Here is a 20992-nt window from a genome sequence, read left to right on the forward strand (position 1 = left end):
CCAAGCGCGGCCACTGAGGTCTCCCGGGTTTTTATCCCGCCGTGCACCAGGGCTCTCCCCTGGCGGCTGCTCTCGGACCAGCATTCTCGATGGAGAACCGGAACCCTAGCTGCCAACTCTGATCAACAAGGGGAGCAATCCGCATGCCAGGAAAAATGCTTGCGATTCAACGGAACCGGCGGCACGCTGTGCTCAAAAATCAGGCACTCAGAATTCTTCTTGGGCGATGTGGCGCATCAGCCGACGCCGGTCATGCAACGACAGCATGAACCGTCTGGTGCACGGGGGCGACATCATCAGGCAGGCACGTCAGTCGCAGTGACTTGGAGTCTCGTTGATATGATCAGGTCTTCCGGGATCGCATTGGCAACCATTCTGGCTCTCAGCCTCGCCGCCGATGCAGCCTTCGCGCAGAGCGCGCCCGCTCCCGATGCGCCGGCGCAACCTGCTCCCGCCGCGAGCCCCACGCCGACAGCCACTCCCGCACCAGCCGCCTCGGCCGAGAAACCCGGCGACGCCAAGCCGGCCAGCGAGGCGACCGCGCCGAAGAAGACGCGGACGAGGACCAGCACGCGCAAGGAAGTCGAGGACTCCCTGCGCAGCGGCACGGTGCCGTCGCGCTATCGCAGCCGGGTGCCGAAGGAGTACCAGAAGTACATCCCGTTCCATCGCTGAGGTCTAGAGTGGCGGCGTCATTTTCACGATGATTCCGACGATCAGCATGAAGGCGAGACACAGCCCCGTCTCAAGGTCGGAATGAACAGACCAGAAGCCGCGCAGGCTGGCCACGGCTTTCTGTGGTGATTCGATTCGGATACGAGGTGCACGCATTTGTTCAACCTCTGATAAAAGGAAAAACAAACTACTACCCTGGAAAAATAATCCCGTCCAAGCCGCGCCTCAATGCGAAAAATCAGCGCATATCGGGGCAGCTGTCAAAATCTACGCCCCAACGCCCGACGCGATCTTGATTTGAGTCAATCCGCTTCCACGTCGGAATAGCCGGCAGCGCGCCGCCCTCAAATACCCAGATAGCGGTGCTGCAGCTCCGGCTCGGCCATCAGTTGCTCCGACGTGCCGTGCCACACGGTGCGGCCACGCTCGATGATGTAGTGGCGGTCGCAGATGCGGGTCAGATGTCCGACATTCTTGTCGATCACCAGGATCGACTGCCCGCGCGATTTCAGCAGCGACAGGCAGTTCCAGATCTCCTCTCGGATCAACGGCGCCAGACCCTCGGTCGCCTCGTCGAGAATGAGGAGTTTCGGGTTGGTCATCAGGGCGCGGCCGATCGCCAGCATCTGCTGCTCGCCGCCGGAGAGCTGATTGCCCATGTTGCCGCCGCGCTCGGCGAGCCGCGGAAACAGCGCGTGGATCTTCTCGAGCGTCCAAGGATCGGCCGCGCCGAGCCGGTTGGTCGAGGCCGCCACGAGGTTTTCAGTGACCGTGAGGTTCGGGAAGATCTGCCGTCCCTCCGGCACCAGGCCGATGCCGAGCTGAGCGATCCTGTAGGACGGCAGCTTTCGCGTCTCCTGACCGCTGAAGCGGATCAGGCCGGCACGGGCCTGAGTCAGACCCATGATCGAGCGGATCGTGGTGGTCTTGCCCATGCCGTTGCGGCCCATCAGCGAGACCATCTCGCCGGGACGGATCGCCAACGACAGGCCGAACAGGACCTGGCTCAGGCCGTAACAGGTCTCGATGCCGTCGACCTCGAGCAGCATGGCGCTTGTCCCCAGATCAACCATGGCCGACCACCACATGCTGATCGCCGAGATAGGCGCGCTTGACCTCCTCGTTCTGCCGGATCTCGTCCGGCTTGCCCGAGGCGATGATGCGGCCATAGACGAGGACCGAGATGCGGTCGGCGAGCGCGAACACCGCCTCCATGTCATGCTCGACCAGCACGATCGACACTTCCTTGCGCAGCTCGTTCAGCAGCTTCACCATGCGCTGCGACTCGGTCACCCCCAGGCCGGCCATCGGCTCGTCGAGCAGCAGGAGCTGCGGCTTGGTCGCGAGCGCGACCGCGAGTTCCAGCTCGCGCTGCTCGCCATGGCTGAGCTTCGACACCAGCACATCGGCGCGATGGCCGAGACCGACGCGCTCCAGCGCGGCCTGCGCGGCGGCACGCAGCGGCTTGTCCTTGCGCGCGGCGGCGAAGAAACGGAACGAGTGCTTGCCGTCATGGGCTTGCGCCGCAAGCGCGACATTGTCGGCTGCGGTGAAGTCCGTCAGCAGCGAGGTGATCTGGAACGAACGCGCCAGCCCCAGCGCGCTGCGCTTATAGGCGGGGAAATGCGAGATGTCGCGGCCCCCTAAGAAAATGCGACCCGCATGCGGCGCCAGGTGGCCGGTGAGCTGGCTGATCAGCGTGGTCTTGCCGGCGCCGTTCGGCCCGATGATGGCGTGGATCTCGCCCTTGGCAACGTCGAGACAGACGTGATCAGTCGCGACGATGCCACCGAACCGGCGCACGAGATTGTCGACGCGAAGCAGAGGTTCAGCCACGGTTCAACCTCCCGAGCATGCCCATGATGCCGCCGCGGCCGAACAGCACGATCAGGAGCAGCAGCGGCCCCATGATCAGCGCCCAATATTCGGTGATCTGCGACAGCACCTCTTCCAGCACCAGGAACACGACCGAGCCGACGACCGGCCCCATCAGGGTGCCCATGCCGCCGAGGATGACCATCACCATGAGGTCGCCGGAGCGGGTCCAGTACATCACGGCAGGGCTGACGAAATCGGTGTTGTTGGCAAGCAGCGCGCCGGACAGGCCACAGAGCATGCCGGCGATGACGAAGCCCGCCAGCTTGTAGCGCTTCGACGGGAAGCCGATCGCCTGCATGCGCTGCTCGTTGGAGCGCAGGCCCTGCAGCACGAGGCCGAAGCGCGAATTGACGATCCGCCAGACCAGCACGACGACGGCAAGCAGGCAGAACAGGCAGAGATAATAGAACTGCACGCGGTTGCCGAGATTGATCAGGCCGCCGAAATCGCTGCGCTTGTAGACGGTGAGCCCGTCATCCCCGCCGTAACGGGCGAGGCCGGACGCGACGTAGTAGGCCATCTGCGCAAAGGCCAGCGTGATCATGATGAAATAGACGCCGCGGGTACGCAGGGAGAGCGCGCCGATGACCAGCGCATAGAGCGCCGAAACCGCGATGGCGACCGCGAACTGTGCATAGCCGGAGCCGATGCCCTCCTGCGCCAGGATGCCGACGGCGTAGCCGCCGATGCCGAGATAGGCGGCATGGCCGAAGCTCATCATGCCGCCATAGCCCATGATCAGGTTGAGGCTGACGGCCGCCAGCGCCAGGATCACGATGCGGGTGAACAGCGTGAGGATGAAGATGTTGCCGGAGAGGTTCGAATAGACCGGCAGCAGCACCAGGCCGGCCACGACGATGACGGCCACGATGGTCGAAACGTTGAGCGAGGATTTCATCTGCGGTTGGCCGGAAACAGACCTTCAGGCCGCGCCACCAGCACGATCGCCATCAGGAGGTAGATCAGCATCGACGACATCGCCGGCGCCGCAGTGGAGGCCGCGGCCGAGTTCAGGACCTGGCGCAGCAGATTGGGCAGAAAGGCGCGGCCCATGGTATCGATCAGGCCGATCATGATCGCCGCGATGAAGGCGCCGCGGATCGAGCCGATGCCGCCGATCACGATCACCACGAAGGCGAGAATCAGGATGTTCTCGCCCATGCCGATCTGCACCGTGAGGATCGGCGCCTGCATGAGCCCGGCGAGGCCGGCGAGCGCGGCGCCGAGGCCGAACACCAACGTGTAGAGCAGCTTGATGTTGATGCCGAGCGCGCCGATCATCTCGCGGTTGGAGGCGCCTGCGCGGATCAGCATGCCGATCCGCGTCCTCATCACGCCGAGATAGAGCAGAAGCGCCACCAGCAACGCCACGACGATGATCGCGAGCCGATAGGCCGGATATTGGATACCGGGCAGGATCGTGACCGGGAAGGCGAGCCAGGATGGCAGCGGCAGCGCCAGTCCCGCCGGGCCCCAGATCAGCCGGACGGCCTCGTTGAAGAACAGGATCAGGCCGAACGTCGCGAGCACGTGGTCGAGATGGTCGCGCCCATAGAGATGGCGTAGTGCCGTGAATTCGAGCACGATGCCGAGCAGAAGCGTGGCACCGAGCGCCATGACCGCGCCGAGCACGAAGCTGCCGGTCCAGGCCACGAAGGTCGCCGCGAAATAGGCGCCCATCATGTAGAGCGAGCCGTGGGCGAGGTTGACGAGGTCCATGATGCCGAACACCAGCGTCAGGCCGGCGGCCAGCAGGAACAGCAGCAGTCCGAACTGCAGCCCGTTCAGGAATTGTTCGACGACGAGAAGCATGCCCCTCACTTCACGCTCAAAAAGACGGCGGCAGAACCCGTTCCAGGCGCTGCCGCCATGTCCGTCCCGATCTTAGGCCGGAGATGTTTTAAGCTTCAAGCAAATTCCAGGCCTGTTTCGTCCCTGGCTCGGAATTCTTTCCGCTCACTTCATCGGGCACTTGTCGTGGAAGCGGTCCTGGTCGTTCTCGACGATGGTGGCGACCATCTTCAGCGACAGCTGGCCGTCGGCGTCCTTGACCACGTCCTGCAGGTAGAAGTTCTGGATCGGGATGTGGTTGTTGCCGAACTTGAAGGAGCCGCGCAGCGACTTGAAGTTGGCCTTCTCCATCTCGGCCTTCATCGCGTCCTTCTTGGACGTGTCGCCCTTGACCGCAACCACGGCGCTGTTGATCAGCTGCGCCGCATCATAGGCCTGGGCGCCGTAATAGGTCGGACGCAGGCCGGTGTATTTCTTGCGGTAGTCGGCGACGAACTTCTTGTTCTGCTCGTTCGGCAGGTCGTTGACCCATTCCTGGGCGCCGGGCACGCCGATCGCATTGTCCTTCTGCAGCGGCAGCGACAATTCGTCGACGGTGAAGGCGGTGTAGAGCGGCATCTTCTCCTTGAGGCCGGCCTGCGAATATTGATTGAGGAATTGCACGCCGGCAGCGCCGGGATAGAACACGAAGATGGATTCGGCGCCCGAGGCGCGCGCCTTGGAGAGCTCGGCGGAAAAGTCGAGCTGGCTCGGCCACACCGTGTATTCCTCACCGACGACCTGGCCCTTGAAGGTGCTCTTCACGCCCGCCAGCATGTCCTTGCCGGCCGCATAGTTCGGGCCGATCAGAAACACCGACTTGACGCCCTTCTGGTTCATGTAGAGGCCCATCGCGGCGGGCGTCTGGTCGTTCTGCCAGGAGGTCGAGAACACGTAAGGCGCGCACAATTCACCGGCGAGCTGCGACGGGCCGGCATTGGCCGAGATCAGAAAGGTCTGGGAATCCACCGCGGTCTTCAGCGACGCCAGCAGCACGTTCGACCAGATGTAGCCGACGATGAAGTCGACCTTGTCGGACTGCACCAGCTTCTCGGTCTTCTGCTTGCCGACGTCAGGCTTCTGCTGGTCGTCCTCGTAGATCACCTCGACCGGTTTGCCGTCGATCTTGCGGCCGAGATGGTCGAGCGCGAGCTCGAACGAATTTCGCATGTCGTTGCCGATCACGGCGGTCGGACCGCTGAACGTCGAGACGAAGCCGATCTTGATGGTGTCGCCGGCGAAGGCCGTGCTCGAAAACAGCAGCGCCGCGGCGCCTGCCAGCCAGAACCTCTTCATGGTCTTCCCTCCCCTCAAGCAAATCGTTCTTATCGTTGTTTCGTCGCCGGCACGCAGTAGCACGACCAGCGGCGGCGTTTCGCCGCAGCATCCGTCGCGCGGTGCTCATCCTGCGCGCCGTCGATCTATGCACCATAATTCCCGGAAACGGACAAAGGCAAGAACTATAGTGCCTGTTAAGGATACCGCAGCACAGCAGAACCGGCCGCGTCAGCCTGACACGGCCGGCTGCGACACTCTCGGTATCACTCGCAACGAGCGTCACTTCACCAGCGCGCAACCACCGTCCGCAATCGGCCGGAACGCCTGCTCGGCCGGAATCGTCGAGACCAGACGATAGTAGTCGTAAGGATATTTCGACTCCTCCGGCTTCTTGACCTCGAACAGATACATCGCGTGGATCACGCGGCCGTCGGCCCGGATCGTCACATCGCCGAACAGCTTGTCCTTGCCCTTCACCGTCTTCATCTGCGGCACGACGTCCTTGGCATCGTCACTGCCGGTGGCCGCAACCGCATTGAGATAGGCAAGCGTCGAGGCATAGACGCCGGCCTGGTTGCCGCTCGGCATCTTGCCGTTCATGCCGGGGCGCGCCGCGAAACGCTTGGCGAAAGCGCGGGTGTCGTCGTCCATGTCCCAGTAGAAGGCCTCGAGCAGTTGCAGGCCCTGCGCCGCCTTCAGGCCCATGCCATGGATGTCGTTGATGAACAGCAGGAACGCGACCAGCGACTGGCCGCCCTGCTGAATGCCGAACTCGGACGCCTGCTTGACCGCATTGATGGTGTCGCCGCCGGCATTCGCCAGCCCGATCACCTTGGCCTTCGAGCCCTGCGCCTGCAGCAGGAACGAGGCGAAGTCCGTCGTGCCGAGCGGATGCTTGGCCGAGCCGAGCACCTTGCCGCCGTGCTTCTCGATGTAGTTGGTGGCCTCCGCCTCGATGCCCTGGCCGAGCGCGTAGTTGACCGTGATGAAGTACCAGTCCTTGCCACCGCGGCCCATCATCGCGGCTGCCGTGGTGTTGCCGGTCGCCCAGGCGTCGTTGACCCACTGGATCGTATTGGGCGAGCACGCCTTGCCGGTCAGATCGGAGCTGGCGGTGGACGAGGCTAGGAACGTCATCCGGCTGTTGCGTAGCAGCTCGTTGACGGTCAGGCCGACCGCGGAGTTGGGCACGTCGACGACGGCATCGACCTTGTCGACATCGAGCCATTTGCGTGTGATCGCCGAGCCGACATCGGCCTTGTTCTGGTGATCGGCATAGACGATCTCGACCTTGATGCCTTTACCGCCGCCGTTGAAATCCTCCGCCGCCATGCGCGCGGCCTCGACCGAGCCCATGCCGTTGGTGTCCTGGAAGATGCCGGAAATGTCGTTGAGCACGCCGACGCGTACGACATTGTCCGAGATCTCGCCGGCCCGCGCCGCGCCTGCAAGGCAGAATATTGCGACCAGCGCCAGCGAGCACGAATTGAGCTGCTTCATGATGTCCTTCCCCGTGTGTGTTGCTTGTTTGATTGTTGTCGTTGCGACTGGAGATCGTCTCCAGTTGCGAAATCAGCTCTGCCGATCCGGAATGCGCACCACCAGTCCGGCCAGCGCCGGCTGCACCTTGATCTGGCAGGACAGCCGGCTGTTCGGCCGCCACTCGGCTGCGGTGCCGTCCAACAGCGCATCCTCATCGTCGGACACGGGATCGAGCTTCCCGGTCCAGGCGTCGTCGACATAGACGTGGCAGGTGGCGCAGACGGCGTTGCCGCCGCATTCGGCGACGATGCCGTCGATGCCGTGGGTCAGCGCCGCCAGCATGACGCTGGCGCCGTCCTCGGCCTCCACGCTTTCGCTGCGGTTGTCGGGATGAATGAAGGTGATCGTGGTCATGGTACAGCTCAGGCTGGAGTAAAGGTGACCGGCAGACTCTCCAGCCCGCGCAGCGTGTTGTTGTAGCGGCGCTTCGGCTCGCCGCTCATCGTGATGCTCCCGACCTTGCGTGCGAGCGCCGTCAGCACCGCCTCGCCTTCGAGCCGCGCGACGAGCTGGCCGACGCACATGTGGATGCCCGAGCCGAAGCCGACATGGCCGGAGACTTTTCGGGTGACGTCGTAGGCGTCGGGCTGCTCCCAGCGGCGCGGGTCGCGATTGGCGCTACCCAAGAACATCAGCACCTTCTCGCCTTCGGGAATCGTGACGCCGCCGAGTTCGACGTCACGCGTGGTGGTGCGGAAGAAGGTCTGCACCGGGCTCTCGAAGCGGACGGCCTCCTCGAAGGCGTTGCGGGCGAGCGAGGGATCGGCGCGCAGTCGCGCCCATTGGTCGGGGAAGCGCGCGAGGCAATAGACGGCAGCACCGATGCCGTAGACGGTGGTGTCGAGCCCGGCCGACAGCAGCGAGCGCACCAGCAACGGCGCCTCGGCCGGCGTGATCTCGCCGCTGTCGCTGAAGGCGTGGATGCAGGAACCGAAGCCGCCGGGCGCGAGATTGTCGCGCTGGCACTGCTCCGTGACATAGGCCTGGTGCGGCGCCGAGCGCTCGATCGCCTGCTGGCGCAGCTCATTCGGCGGGCCGAATGCGTTGAACACCAGGCTCGCATAGGGAATGAGATGCTCGCGCCCCTCCGGCTTCAGCCCGAGCGCATCGGGAAAAACCGACAGCGGATAGGCCTCGGCGAGATCGGGGATCGCGTCGAACGAGCCACGGCCTACGAGCTCGTCGACCTTGGCCTCGGCCGCCGCCATGAAGCCGTCGCGCAGCCGCTTCATGACGGCCGGCGACAGAACCTTGCTCAGCACGGCGCGGGTGCGCGTATGCGCCGGCGGATCAGCCTCGAGGATCAGGCTCGGCGGCCGCCACGGCTTCTCCTTGGCGAAGTCGCTCAAGCCCACGCCGCGGCTGGAGCAGAACGTCTGGGGATCGTTGAGAACGGCATAGACCTCGGCGTAGCGGGCGACGCCGTAGACGTTCCACGCGTCCAGATGGACGACGGGGCCGGCCTCGCGCATCTCCTGATGCGCGGGATAGGGATCGTCGAAGAATTCATACGAGAACGGGTCGATGGCGAGGTGCGGGATGGCCGGCGCCACACCGGCAGCAGGGGAAAGACCTGTTGGGTTCATGCGGAGCTCCCGAAGTTTGGCCTTGTCATGCGGCTTTTCGTATCCGTATGAGTGGCGATGCATGGACGTTGGGGGATCATGAGCGAGAAATCCGGGACGCCGCGCAAGGCGCAGCCGCGCGAAGCTGAGGGGCAAGGCCTCACGCTCGATCTCGACCGCTATGTGCCGGCCTTCATCACCTTCATCGCCAACAAGCTGTCGAACAGCGCCACCGCGTTCTATCAGCGCAATTTCGGCGTCAACGTCACCGAATGGCGTATCATGTCGCTGCTGGCGATCGAGCCGGGCATCCCGGCCTCGCGCATCTGCAGCGTGATCGGCTTCGACAAGGGGCCGGTCAGCCGTACGCTGGCGCTGATGAAGGGCCGCGGCCTGATCGCGATCCGCAACGATCCGGAGGACGGCCGCAGCCATTCGATCTCGCTGACCGCCAAGGGCCGCGCGACGCACGACAAGGTCATCATCGCCGCGCTGGAACGCGAGCGGCGTCTGCTCGCCTGTCTCGACAAGGATGAGCGGGAAGTCCTGATCACGCTGCTGCGCCGAATCCACGACAATCTCGACGCCGTCACGGGCGCGAGCTGAGCCACTCAGGCAGGAGCCGCCGAACGGCTGACCCGTCCGCTGCGGCAATCTGTTGGCGCGCGCGCAAGCGGCCGCGCCTGCGGCGAGCAGGCTGCGCATGACGTTCCCGTCCCTTCTTCGAGACGCGGATCATCCCGCGCCTCCATTGCTGATCGGGTCGATCGTTCCACATATTAGTTGCTTTAGCAACGATATATTTTCGGCCGCATGAGATCCCGCAGCGCGAAAGCGCCGTCGCACTCGATCCTTCAAATTCTAGCTATCGGCGAAGGCGCGCGGCAATTTCGCCCTGATATGCCGTGTCGGCTGCGCTCCCGATTGCGGCGCGGCCTGCGGGGAGAGGCGGATGTTGGGGTTCATTTTCGGTTTCAATGCGCGTCTCGGCCGTCTGCAATATTTTCTCGCCTCGCTCGGTCTTGCGCTGGTTTCGGTGGTCCTGATCGTGGTTGTGGCCGTCGGTCTTGCCGCCCTCGCTCCGCAGACGTCGGAGCTGACGGTGAGCCTGCCGATCGTGGTGCTGATCGGCCTATGCCTGGTGGCGAACCTGATGCTGCAGGCGATGCGCTTTCGCGACATCGGCTGGGACCCGGTCTGTGTGATCCCGGCCTGGATCGCCGTCATGGTGCTGGACTACGTGATCGCCGGCCGGTTTCCCGAATACGCGGCGACATCATCGCACCACGGCACGTGGGTTGGCGCCCTGGTCAATCTCGGCCTGAGCGTTGCGCTGCTGTTCTTCCCCAGCGGGGCTGACGACGCGCCATCGTCGGGAGCTACCATGAGTCGCTCGCCGTCTGCATCGTTCCGAACAGCCCGTGGCGCCGGCTCGGCCACCGAGGCACGGCTCGCGCGCATCACGGGCGGGGAGGCCGAGCGGCGCGGGTACTAGGCGGCGGCGGCGCCCAGCCTGCTCACCAAATAGGCAAATCGCCTTCGGCAACCCCGTCCGAACGCCCGACGGCCTGCCGGACGGCGCACCAACCCACTGACTTTCAAGATTTTTCCGTATCAGGCCCGCATCCCCGCCATGTACACAATGGCACATGGCTTGCTACGTTCGCAGCCGGATTGGCGAAGCGGAGCGCAAGGGAATGGCAGGCCAGAGTTTGGGCTCGGACGAGACGCGGAGCGCCGCGTGACCGAGACCATTGCCGAGATCGTCGCCGCCCATCGCGCCGGCCTGACAACGCCAAGCGACACGATCGCGCGCTGCTACGCCCGGATTCGCGCGCACAACGACCCCGCCATCTTCATCAGCCTGCGCGGCGAGAAGGACGCGCTCGCGGAGGCCGAAACCCTCGCCGACAGGGACAGATCGTTGCCGCTCTACGGCGTGCCCGTTGCGGTGAAGGACAACATCGACGTGGCGGGCCTGCCGACCACCGCCGGCTGCCCGGCCTTCGCGTACACGCCATCTCGTGATTCCACCGCGGTGGCGCGGCTGCGCGCCGCCGGCGCGATCATCATCGGCAAGACCAATCTCGACCAGTTCGCCACCGGCCTCGTCGGCGTGCGCTCGCCCTATGGCATTCCGAAAAATCCGGTGCGCGCCGATCTCGTTCCGGGCGGATCGAGCTCGGGCTCGGCGGTCGCCGTCTCCGCGGGTCTCGTGCCGCTCGCGCTCGGGACGGATACTGCCGGCTCCGGCCGTGTGCCGGCGATGCTCAACAACATCGTCGGCCTGAAGCCGAGCCTCGGCATGATCTCGACCTCCGGCCTGGTGCCGGCCTGCCGCACGCTCGACTGCATTTCGGTGTTCTCGCTGACGGTCGACGACGCCGTCGCGGCGCTCTCGGTGCTGGCAGCGCCGGATCCGCTCGATCCATTCTCGCGCGACCGGCCGCTTGCGGCCGTGACGGCATTTCCCGAGGGCGTGAAGCTCGGCATTCCCCGCCCCGGGCAATTGATCTTCTTCGGCGACAAGGCAGCGGACGCCGCCTATGGCGCTGCGGCCGCGCGCTTCGTCAAGCTCGGCGCAGAGCTGGTCGAGTTCGACCTCGAGCCGTTTTACGAGACCGCGCGGCTGCTCTATGAAGGCCCCTGGGTCGCCGAGCGCTATCTCGTGATCCGCGATCTCCTCGCCTCCGATCCCGATGCCATCCATCCGGTCACGCGCGAGATCACCATCGGCGGCGCGCGCGGCAGCGCCGCTGATACCTTTGCTGCGCTGTACCGCCTGCAGGCGCTGCGCAAGGTGGCCGAGCACACCTTCGCCGATGTCGACGCGCTGGTGCTGCCGACGGCGCCGACCGCCTACACCACCGCGGACGTGCTCGCCAACCCGATCGAGCTCAACAGCCGGCTCGGCACCTACACCAACTTCGTCAACCTGCTCGATCTCTGCGGGCTTGCCGTGCCGGCTGCGATGCGCAGCGACGGCGTCCCGTTCGGCATCACCCTGCTTGCGCCAGCCGGCCGCGATGCGGCGCTCGCCAGTCTCGGGCGCGCCTTCCATGCCGACACGGCGCTGCCGGTCGGCGCCAAGCCGGTCCCGCTTCCGCCGCTCGCGCCCGTGTCTCCGGCACTGCATGGCGACGAGATCGCCGTCGTCGTCGTCGGCGCGCATCTCTCTGGCATGGCGCTCAATCACGAGCTGACCGCTCTCGGCGGCCGCCTGCTGGAAGCAACGACCACCGCGCCTGACTACAAGCTCTACGCGCTGTCGACCACGCCGCCCAAGCCCGGCATGCTGCGGATCGACGACGGCCAGGGTACTTCGATGGCGGTCGAGCTCTGGGCGCTGTCGGCGGCGAGCTTCGGCAAATTCGTCAACCTGATTCCGCCGCCGCTGTCGGTCGGCACCATCCGCTTGGCGGACGGCCGCACCGCCAAGGGCTTCCTCGTCGAGCCGGCCGCGCTCGATGGCGCCCGCGACATCTCGGAGTTCGGCGGCTGGCGAGCGTATATGGCGCAGAAGGGCTGATCTATTTCGCGCGTCATGATTGCGTGCGCTGCCGTAGGGTAGGCAAAGGCGCGCCCGTACTGTCCCAACGAGCGAGATCGCGGTTGCGCCGTGCCCACCGTTTCGCCGCGGAGTCCGTGGCCCGATGGTGGGCACGCTACCGCCTAACGGCGGCTGCTTTGCCCACCCTACCGCTCGAACGAAGAGCTACACCGACACCGCGTAGATCTCGTATTCGCCGCGCACCAGCTCGATGTGGGCTTTCATGGCACTCGCCGCGCCGGCCTTGTCGCCGCGCAGGATGGCGACGACGACGCGGTCGTGCTCGGCATGCGACTTGGCGAGGCGGCCGAGATTGCGGAACTGTGCGCGGCGGAACGGCTGCACACGCACCCGCGTCGCCAAGGTGATCTCGGCGATGTAGGCATTGTGCGCGCCGGCATAGATCGCGTTGTGGAAGCGCTCGTTGACCTCGTGGAAGCGCTCGGGATTGCCGGCGTGGCTGAGATTGCGCAGCTCCTCGTGGATGGCTTCCAGTCGCTGCCGCTCGACCGGCGTCATGCGCTGCGCCGCGAGACCGGCGCACAGGCCCTCGAGCTCGGCCATCGCCTCGAACATGCCGGTGAGGCGGTCGGCCGACGGCCGCGCCACCACCGCGCCGCGATGTGCACGCGCCTCGATCAGGCCGGACGTCGCCAATTGACGCAGCGCTTCGCGCACCGGCGTGCGCGAGACATTGAAGCGCTTGGCGATCTCGGTCTCGTCCAGCGGCGCCCCCGGCGCCAGCGCGCCGCGCACGATCTCATCGGCGAGTTGCAGGCGCAACTCCTCGGCGCGGGTGATCTTCGCAACCGCAGGCGGCGCGCGGTCGATGCGCTTGATCTCGGAGTCGCGGGCGGGCCGCTGCCGCGTTCGCGGCGGAAGATCGTCCAGGCTCATCCTCAGCCGCCTTTTGCTTCATCGATGATGCTGACATGGGCAGCGACGATTCTCCAGCCTTCCGGAAACCGGATCCAGGTCTGCATCTGGCGTCCGACCTTGCCGGGCGCGGTGTCGCGATAGAACAGCGTCGAGGCGACCGCCGCGTCACGGCCGTAAGCGGTGATCACGGTGCGCGCGGTCCGCCGCATCAGCCCGGCCGGCGAGCGCGCGGCGCGAAATGCCGCGATCTCGCCGTAGCCGTAGAGGTTCTCGCCGATGCCGTAGCGCAGCGTGCGGGAGTCCTGCTTGAAAAGCTCGTCGAGCACGGCGACGTCGTTGCTGATCAGCGCCTGTTCATAACGCTGGAACTGCGCGGTGACTTCCGCGACGACGTCAGGCAGATCGACTTCCATTCTCCAGAACTCCTCGCGGGGCCGGCGCAGCGGCGACGCCAAGCTGTTGCAAGGCGTGGGCCACACGCAATGCGACATGTTCGCACCACGGCGCCGCGATGATCTGCACGCCGATGGGCATCGGCTCGAGCGGAATCGGAACGGCGACGACGGGAAGCCCTATGAACGAGATCGGCTGGGTATGAATGCCGATATTGGCGCGCACCGGCAGCTCGACGCCGTCGAGCACGAAGGTCGTCTGCCCGAGCTTGGGTGCAACGCAGGGCGTTGCCGGCGCGATCAGCACGTCGACGGACTTGAACAGCTCCAGCACCCGGGCGTGGTACCAGCGGCGAAACTTCTGCGCGCGGTCGACCATCGGCGCCGGAATCATCGCACCCGCAATCAGGCGGTCGCGCACCGCCGGATCGAAATCACCCGGGCGCGTGCGCAGCCGGTCGAGATGCAGCGAGGCGCCCTCGGTGGTGCTGATGACGTAAGCCGCGGCGCGGGCGCGCGCCGCTTCGGGCACCTCGATCACCTCGGTGACCTTCAGCGCGGCCGCGACACGAGCGACCGCTTCGGCGGCTTCGGGAAACAGATTCTTCTGGAAGTGCCCTCCGGCAAGGGCGATGCGCAGATCGCCGATGCCTTGCGAGAATCGACCGGAGACCGGCTCCGGTGCCCGCGTGGTGCACGCGGCGTCGTCCGGATCGGGCCCCTGCATGGCGTCATAGGCGAGCGCGAGATCCTCGACTGAGCGCGCGAACGGACCGAGATGATCCAGACTCATGACGAACGGAAACGAGCGCGCGCGCGACAGCCGACCATAGGTCGGCTTCAGGCCGAAGATGCCGCAGAACGAGGACGGCACGCGGATCGAGCCGTTGGTGTCGGAGCCCAGCGCGATCGGCACCAGGCCGCCGCCGACGGCGCTGCCCGAGCCGCCCGACGAACCGCCGCTCATCCGCGTCGGATCATGCGGATTGCGCGACGGGCCGTCATGCACGTTCTCGCCGGTGAAGTCGTAGGCGTATTCGCCCATGTTGAGCGCCCCGACCAACACCGCGCCGGCGGCTTCCATCCGCGCGATCAGCGTCGAGTCCCGCGTCGCCGCCGGGCGATCGCGGTTGATCCTGGAGCCGGCCCGGGTCGGCAGCCCCGTGACGTCGAACAGGTTCTTCACCGCAAACGGCACCCCGGCGAGCTGGCCGACGGGCTTGCCCGCAGCGATGGCCGCATCCACGGCGCGCGCCCTCGCTCGCGCACGCTCGGCGGTGATGTCCGTAAAGGAATTCAGCACACCATCGCGCGCCGCAATCCGCGCCAGCGCAGCGTCGGTGGCCTCGACGGCGGAGAGCTTGCGGGTGGCGACTGCGGCCGCAATCGCGCGCGCGGTCATGTCGGCAGGATCAAGCGGTGAAGACACTGGCAGGCTCGGCTTCGTCAGGCAGGGAGAATTCGTCGACCAGCTTCGCCATCTTCAGCGAGACCTCGAGATTGGCGCGAATCGCCGGGCGCCACGCGTCCTCGATCGGCAGAGCCAATGCATGCCCGACCGCGTCGATGTAATCGTCCAATGGCTCCGCCATCAGCTTTTCTCCTCAAGCTTTCACGCTCAATGCGCCGGCAATGGCGGGTGCGGAATCGCCGTCAGCAACTCCCGCGTATAGTCATCCTGCGGATGACCTAGCACACGTTCGGAGGTGCCCTCCTCGACGATTCGGCCCGACCGCATCACGATCACACGATCGCACAACAGCCGCACCACATTCAAATCATGGGAGACGAACAGATAGCTCATACCTAATTGCTGCTTGAGGTCCTGCAGCAGATTGAGCACGACCGCCTGCACGGAGACGTCGAGCGCCGCCGTGGGCTCGTCGAGGATGACGAGCTTCGGGTGCAGTGCGATGGCGCGGGCGATGCCGACGCGCGCCTTCTGGCCGCCCGACAATTGGTGCGGAAAGCGGTCGAGCAGATCGAGCGGCAGGCCGACCATGGTGGCGAGCTCCTCGCAGCGCGCACGAAGCGCGTCGCGGCCCTTGATGTCGCCGAGCTGCAGGATCGGATCGGCGATGGCACGCGCCGCGGTGAAGCGCGGATTGAGGCTGTCGGTCGGATCCTGGAACACCATCTGGATGCGGCTGCGCAGCGGAAGCCGGGCAAAGGCCTGCGGCAGGATGTTGCCGATCTCCTCGCCATCGAAGCTGATGCGGCCCGAGCTCTGGTCGAGCAGCCGCATCACCATCATCGACGTCGTCGACTTGCCACAGCCGGATTCGCCGACCAGGCCGACGCTCTCGCCATGACCGACCGTGAAGCTGATGCCGTCGACGGCGCGGAACATCTCCGGCTCGACCGCCGGCTTGCGGCCGAACAGCTTTGACAATGTCGCCGAGGCGCCCTGGCGGGGATACTCCTTGACCAGCTTGTCGACGAGAAGGAGCGGCTTGGTGCTCCTCGCACTCCGGTCGTCCTCCCCACTCCGCTCGTCACCCCCGGGCTTGACCCGGGGGTCCATCACCTTCGACGAGTCTCGCGCAACGGGATGGATGGCCGGGTCAAGCCCGGCCATGACGGAGTGAGGTTGCTGCGACGCCTCCTCCTCCGGCAGCAATTCGCGCAGGGACACGCCGAGCCGCGGCGTCGCGCGCATCAGCTTGCGCGTGTAGGGATGCTGCGGGTTGGCGAAGATGTCGGCGGCCCTGGCGGTCTCGACCACCCGGCCCTTCTCCATCACCACGACGCGATCGCAATAGGCAGCGGCGAGACCCAGATCGTGCGTGATCAGGATCGTCGACATGCCGCGGCTCCTGGTCAGCTCGACCACGAGATCCATCACCGCCTTCTGCGTGGTGACGTCAAGGCCGGTGGTCGGCTCGTCCGCGATCAGCAGCTGCGGATTGCAGGCCAGCGCCAGCGCGATGACGACGCGCTGGCACATGCCGCCGGACAATTCGAACGGATAGGCGTGGTAGCGCTCGCGCGGGCGGACGATCTTGACCTGCTCGAGCGCTGCGATCGCCTTTTCGGCGCGATCAGTCGCGGCCGCCTGGGCGTGCTGCCTCAGCACGTCCTCGATCTGCTGGCCCACTTTCCGGATCGGATTGAGGGCCGCGCGGGGGTTCTGGAAGATCATCGAGATCTCGCGGCCGCGCAGATCGCGCATCGCGCTTTCCTCGGCCGCCTTGACGTCGATCCCCGAGAACATCACCGAGCCCTCGGCGATCCGTCCGGCACGGTCGAGGATGCGCATCACCGCGTAGGACGTCACGGACTTGCCCGAGCCGGACTCGCCGACGATCGCGAGCGTCTCGCCCTTGGCGACGGAGATGTCGACATGCTGCACGGCCTTGACGATACCGCGCCGGGTGGAGAATTCGACGGTGAGATCGCGAACGTCGAGCAGCGGCTGGGCGGTCATCCATGGCTCCGCTTGTTACGACCGTCATGCGCGGGCTTGACCCGCGCATCCATCAAGCCAGGGAAGGCCTGTTCCAAGGGATGGATTGCCGGGTCAAGCCCGGCAATGACGGAGTCTCTTTGTGGCGCGCTCATCGCTTCACGTCCTGCGCTGCGGATCGACGATGTCGCGCAGGCCATCGCCGAGCAGGTTGAAGCAGAATACCGCGATCATCAGCGCAAGGCCCGGAAACAGCGCGATCCACCATTCGCCCGACACCATGAAGGAGGCACCCTCGGCGACCATGATGCCCCATTCCGCCGTCGGCGGCCGCACGCCGAGGCCGATGAACGACAGGCCTGCGGCATTGAGGATCGCGTAGCCCATCGTCAGCGACATCTGCACGATCATGATCGGCATGATGTTGGGCAGGATGTGGCCGAGCAGAATGCGCAGCTCGCTGTTGCCCGACAGCCGCGCCGCCTGAACGAAGCCGGCGTTGCGGCGGACATTGGCCTCGGCGCGCGCGACCCGCGCGTAAAGCGGGAAGTTCACGATGGCCGTGGCGATGATGATGTTCTGCACGGTGTTGCCGAGCGCGGCGACGATGCCCATCGCCAGCACGAACAGCGGGAACGCCATGATGGTGTCGGCGATGCGGCCGACGATGCGGTCGGTCCAGCCGCCGAAGAAACCGGCGGCGACGCCGGCAAGTCCGCCCATGAAGAACACCAGCGCCACCGAGGCGACCGCGATGAAGGTGTCGAGCCGGGTCGCGACCACGACGCGGCTGAAGATGTCGCGGCCGAGCTGGTCGGTGCCGAACCAGTGCGCCGCCGACGGCGGCTTCAGCGCCGACGCCGTGTCGCTGGCGAGCGGATCATACGGCACGATCCACGGACCGAAGACCGCGGCGAACAGGATCACGACCAGGAGGCCGAAGGCGAAGCCCGTGACCTTGTTCTCGGCCAGCACATAGCGCGTGTGCCCGATCAGGGCTGACAGTCCCGACATTCGCGAGGGAACGGTGGCAGGCTCAATGGTCGGCGCGACGGTGCTCATCCTTCCAGCCTCACACGGGGATCGATGACGCCATAGAGAATGTCGATGACGAGGTTCAGGACGACGTACATCACAGCCATCGTCAGCACGAAGCCCTGCACCGGCGCGAAGTCGGAGGCAATCAGCGCCTCGACCGCGTAGGAGCCGATGCCGGGCCAGGCAAACACCTTCTCCACCAGCACATTGGCGCCGAGCAGGAAGGAGAACACCATCGACAGCGTCGTGATGACCGGCAGCATGGCGTTGCGGAACGCATAGGTCACGGTGACCGTCGCGGGCGACAGGCCCGAGGCGCGCGCCGTGCGCACGAATTCCGACGACAGCACCGACAGCATCGAGGCGCGCGTCATGCGCGCGATCGGCGCCAGCGAGAAGATCGCGAGCGTGGCGGCGGGCAGGATCAGCTGACTCAGCGCCGAGCGAAACGCCTCACCGTCACGCGCGATCAGCGTATCGATGAGGTAGAAGCCGGTCACGGGGTCCGGCGCGCTATAAAACACGTCGAGCCGGCCGAGCGGCGCCGGTGACCAGCCGAGCCGGAAATAGAACACGTACACCAGCACCAGCCCGGTGAAGAACACCGGCAGCGAAACGCCCGCTGTCGTGACGACGCGGCAGGTATGGTCGATCCACGACCCCGGCCGCGTCGCCGCGAGCACGCCGAGCGGCAGCGCGATCGCGACCGAAACCAACAGACCGAGCAAGGTCAGCTCGGCCGAGGCCGGCAGGCGGTTGCGGATCTCGCTGGCGACCGGCTGCCCTGTGGTCAGCGAACTCCCTAGATCGCCATGGGCGAGATCGACGGTGTAGCGGAAGAACTGCTCGACCAGCGGCTTGTCGAAGCCGAGCTTCTTACGGATCTGCTCGACGGCCTCTTTGGTCGCCGCAGGGCCGGCGAAATACGCCGCGGGATCGCCGGGCAGCGCACGCGTGAGCAGGAAGGTGACGATCACGACGCCGATCAGGGAGGGAATCGCGAAGGCGAGGCGCTTGGCGATAAGGCTCAGCATGGGCAGCCCCCCGCCCGAATTGGCCCAGATCCCACAGCACGGCGCAGTCTGCTCCCTCCCCCCTTGTGGAGGAGGGTTGGGGAGGGGGGTAAGCCGCGGCGGCAGTGGGTGCGGCTACCCCCCTCCCTGCCCCTCCTCCACAAGGGGGGAGGGAATGAGAGAGCTGGGCTCACACCACCAAGGTCACCCACGTCCTCACCCCTTCACCAGAGCCCGATAGTCGAGCCGGCGGTGGAACCAGTACTGATAGCCGGAGATGTTCTTCTGCATCGCGACGTTGACGAACGGCTGATATAGCGGAATGCGCGGCACCTCGGCGAAGGCGAGATCGACGAAGCCTTTCACGTCGGCGTCGTACGTGGCCTTGTCCCCGGTCGCGGCGGCGTCGCGCGCACCGTTGATGAGCTTGTCCATCTCGGGCGACTTGTAGCTCATCGTGTTGAACACGGAATTGTTGCCGTGATAGCACCAGTAGAAAAAGTACTCGGGGTAATCGAGCCAACCGGAGAAGATGTTGGTGAAGAGCGGCATCTCCTTCTTGTTCAGCTCGGTGCGCCAGTTGGCGCCGGGTACCTTGTTGATGGTGGTCTTGATGCCGAGCCGGGCGAGGCTCTCCTGCACGAGCACGCATAGCGGCTCGTTGACCTGCGCGAAATTGAGGTCGAACGAGATCGTGGTCTCGAAGCCGTTGGGGTAGCCGGCTTCTGCCAGCAGCGCCTTGGCCTTCTCCATGTCGGTGACATACTTCGTCGGCTGCGGCCACGCCACCTCGGTCGCCTTGTCGGACGGCGCACCGAACATCGGATTGGCAAGGCCGAACATCACGGCGTCGATGATCTTCTGATAGGGCATCGCATAGGCGAGCGCCTGCCGAACCTTGGGATTGTCGAACGGCGGCTTGGTCACGTTCATGCCGATATACTGGATGCCGTTGGAGATCGGCAGCGAGATCACGGTGTGCTTGCCGTTCGACTTCATCTCCTGGAAGTCCTTGTTCGGCAGCTCATAGGAGATGTCGGCGTCGCCACGCTCAAGCAGCGCGCGGCGGTTGCCGGCCTGCGGCACCATGCGCCAGATCACGCGCTTGATCTTCGGCAGCGGACCGCACACCCAGTCATCGTTGCGCTCCATGATCACTTCGGTACCGGCGGTCCACTTCGTCACCTTGTAGGCGCCGGAGCCCGCGGTCTGCTGCTTGGTATATTCGAGCCCCCATGGGTCTTTGTCGGTCGCGTTCTTCTTCACGAGCTCCGAGTTGACCACGCAGGGTACGATGACGGCGAGATCGGGGATCGTCAGCCGGTCCTTCTTCAGGAAGTCGACGCGCACGGTGTGGTCATCGACGATGACGAACTGCTCCGGCTTGGTCAGCGAGCCCGCGCTCATCTGGAAGGTCGGGAAGCCACCGACGCTGACGGCGCGATCGAGCGACCACTTCACGTCCTTGGCCGTGACCGGCGTGCCGTCGTGGAATTTGGCGTTCTTGCGCAGCTTGAAGGTCGCCGACATGTCGCCGATGGTCATGTCCTCGGCGAGCTCGGGCTTGAACTTGTCGCGGTCATAGTACGGCACCCCGCCGGGGCCGCTCTTCATCTCGTGGCTGATCAGGCGATCATAGCAGTTCCAGGACACCTCGTAGCCCGGTACGTTGGTGCCGACGCCGTGGATGTCGAGGTTGTTGGGACCGCCTTCGGACACGATCAGCAGCGTCTCGGACCGCGCATCGGCCTTGGCGGAAGACATGATGGCCGGCACCATTGGCAGCGCGGCCCCCGCAGCCAGACCGGACACGGATTTCAGAAAATCGCGACGCTTCATCAAATGCTCCCGAGAATAACGACTGTCGGGAACAGTGATCGCAAGCTTCGTGCCAAGCCCGGCCGAAAGCTAAGCTATTGAAATATCGCCGCGCCTTCACCGAGTGG

General features: G+C 65.5%; 20 protein-coding genes and 1 riboswitch. Of the genes, 4 read left to right on the top strand and 16 right to left on the bottom strand.

Annotated features, from left to right (window positions below):
• Positions 1-18: 18 nt before the first annotated feature.
• Positions 19-120, bottom strand: a riboswitch (guanidine-I (ykkC/yxkD leader).
• A 219-nt stretch (positions 121-339) separates the two neighbouring features.
• On the top strand, positions 340-675 hold the full coding sequence (locus tag QX124_RS17420; RefSeq protein ID WP_315740531.1) for a hypothetical protein: 336 nt from the start codon (positions 340-342) through the stop codon (positions 673-675).
• A 344-nt stretch (positions 676-1019) separates the two neighbouring features.
• On the opposite strand, the gene QX124_RS17425 is transcribed toward QX124_RS17420, so the two are convergent.
• From QX124_RS17425 to QX124_RS17460, 8 genes are all read right to left on the bottom strand, one after another.
• Entirely contained in the window at positions 1020-1724 is a 705-nt protein-coding gene (locus tag QX124_RS17425; RefSeq protein WP_315797834.1) for an ABC transporter ATP-binding protein, read from the bottom strand.
• A 16-nt stretch (positions 1725-1740) separates the two neighbouring features.
• Positions 1741-2511: an ABC transporter ATP-binding protein gene (locus QX124_RS17430; RefSeq protein WP_315797803.1), complete on the bottom strand. Its 771-nt coding sequence runs from the start codon at positions 2509-2511 to the stop codon at positions 1741-1743.
• The gene (locus tag QX124_RS17435; protein ID WP_315797804.1) at positions 2504-3451 is read right to left on the bottom strand and encodes a branched-chain amino acid ABC transporter permease; all 948 of its coding nucleotides are present in this window, start codon (positions 3449-3451) and stop codon (positions 2504-2506) included. Before QX124_RS17435 ends, QX124_RS17430 begins: the two co-directional genes overlap by 8 nt.
• Complete coding sequence (locus tag QX124_RS17440) at positions 3448-4365, bottom strand: branched-chain amino acid ABC transporter permease (RefSeq protein WP_315740534.1); 918 nt, start codon at positions 4363-4365, stop codon at positions 3448-3450. Before QX124_RS17440 ends, QX124_RS17435 begins: the two co-directional genes overlap by 4 nt.
• Positions 4366-4509: 144 nt before the next feature.
• A complete protein-coding gene (locus QX124_RS17445; protein WP_315797805.1) occupies positions 4510-5679 on the bottom strand; it encodes an ABC transporter substrate-binding protein in 1170 nt (389 codons plus the stop codon).
• A gap of 261 nt (positions 5680-5940) precedes the next feature.
• The gene (locus tag QX124_RS17450) at positions 5941-7161 is read right to left on the bottom strand and encodes an ABC transporter substrate-binding protein (RefSeq protein ID WP_315797806.1); all 1221 of its coding nucleotides are present in this window, start codon (positions 7159-7161) and stop codon (positions 5941-5943) included.
• A gap of 72 nt (positions 7162-7233) precedes the next feature.
• The gene (locus QX124_RS17455) at positions 7234-7557 is read right to left on the bottom strand and encodes a 2Fe-2S iron-sulfur cluster-binding protein (protein WP_315797807.1); all 324 of its coding nucleotides are present in this window, start codon (positions 7555-7557) and stop codon (positions 7234-7236) included.
• 8 nt (positions 7558-7565) lie between these two features.
• Positions 7566-8789: a cytochrome P450 gene (locus tag QX124_RS17460; protein ID WP_315797808.1), complete on the bottom strand. Its 1224-nt coding sequence runs from the start codon at positions 8787-8789 to the stop codon at positions 7566-7568.
• A gap of 78 nt (positions 8790-8867) precedes the next feature.
• Between QX124_RS17460 and QX124_RS17465 the strand changes: the two genes are divergently transcribed.
• The 3 genes from QX124_RS17465 to atzF all read left to right on the top strand — a co-directional run bounded on the left by QX124_RS17465 (position 8868) and on the right by atzF (position 12297).
• A complete protein-coding gene (locus QX124_RS17465; RefSeq protein WP_315740539.1) occupies positions 8868-9374 on the top strand; it encodes a MarR family winged helix-turn-helix transcriptional regulator in 507 nt (168 codons plus the stop codon).
• Between the two features lie 349 nt (positions 9375-9723).
• Positions 9724-10263 carry a DUF805 domain-containing protein gene (locus QX124_RS17470; RefSeq protein WP_409997709.1) on the top strand — a complete coding sequence of 180 codons (540 nt, stop codon included), beginning with the start codon at positions 9724-9726 and terminating at the stop codon, positions 10261-10263.
• A gap of 246 nt (positions 10264-10509) precedes the next feature.
• The gene (atzF, locus tag QX124_RS17475) at positions 10510-12297 is read left to right on the top strand and encodes an allophanate hydrolase (RefSeq protein WP_315740541.1); all 1788 of its coding nucleotides are present in this window, start codon (positions 10510-10512) and stop codon (positions 12295-12297) included.
• 186 nt (positions 12298-12483) lie between these two features.
• Here atzF and QX124_RS17480 read toward each other — a convergent pair whose 3' ends face one another.
• From QX124_RS17480 to QX124_RS17515, 8 genes are all read right to left on the bottom strand, one after another.
• Complete coding sequence (locus tag QX124_RS17480; protein WP_315740542.1) at positions 12484-13215, bottom strand: GntR family transcriptional regulator; 732 nt, start codon at positions 13213-13215, stop codon at positions 12484-12486.
• A 2-nt stretch (positions 13216-13217) separates the two neighbouring features.
• A complete protein-coding gene (gene hpxZ, locus QX124_RS17485) occupies positions 13218-13610 on the bottom strand; it encodes an oxalurate catabolism protein HpxZ (protein WP_315740543.1) in 393 nt (130 codons plus the stop codon).
• Positions 13591-14991 (bottom strand): AtzE family amidohydrolase, encoded by a 1401-nt coding sequence (locus tag QX124_RS17490; RefSeq protein ID WP_315740628.1) that lies wholly within the window; start codon positions 14989-14991, stop codon positions 13591-13593. The genes hpxZ and QX124_RS17490 overlap by 20 nt, the downstream gene beginning before the upstream one ends.
• A 10-nt stretch (positions 14992-15001) precedes the next feature.
• Positions 15002-15181 (bottom strand): DUF4089 domain-containing protein, encoded by a 180-nt coding sequence (locus tag QX124_RS17495; protein ID WP_315740544.1) that lies wholly within the window; start codon positions 15179-15181, stop codon positions 15002-15004.
• Positions 15182-15207: 26 nt separating this feature from the next.
• Positions 15208-17016 (bottom strand): ABC transporter ATP-binding protein, encoded by a 1809-nt coding sequence (locus tag QX124_RS17500; RefSeq protein WP_315797810.1) that lies wholly within the window; start codon positions 17014-17016, stop codon positions 15208-15210.
• Positions 17017-17154: 138 nt separating this feature from the next.
• A complete protein-coding gene (locus QX124_RS17505) occupies positions 17155-18057 on the bottom strand; it encodes an ABC transporter permease (protein WP_315740546.1) in 903 nt (300 codons plus the stop codon).
• Positions 18054-19067, bottom strand: a complete 1014-nt coding sequence (locus QX124_RS17510) for an ABC transporter permease (protein ID WP_315740547.1) — start codon at positions 19065-19067, stop codon at positions 18054-18056. The genes QX124_RS17505 and QX124_RS17510 overlap by 4 nt, the downstream gene beginning before the upstream one ends.
• Positions 19068-19262: 195 nt before the next feature.
• A complete protein-coding gene (locus tag QX124_RS17515) occupies positions 19263-20885 on the bottom strand; it encodes an ABC transporter substrate-binding protein (protein WP_315797811.1) in 1623 nt (540 codons plus the stop codon).
• Between the last annotated feature and the right edge of the window lie 107 nt (positions 20886-20992).

Source organism: Bradyrhizobium sp. SZCCHNRI3043 (assembly GCF_032377735.1).
In the GTDB taxonomy this organism is placed as follows: domain Bacteria; phylum Pseudomonadota; class Alphaproteobacteria; order Rhizobiales; family Xanthobacteraceae; genus Bradyrhizobium.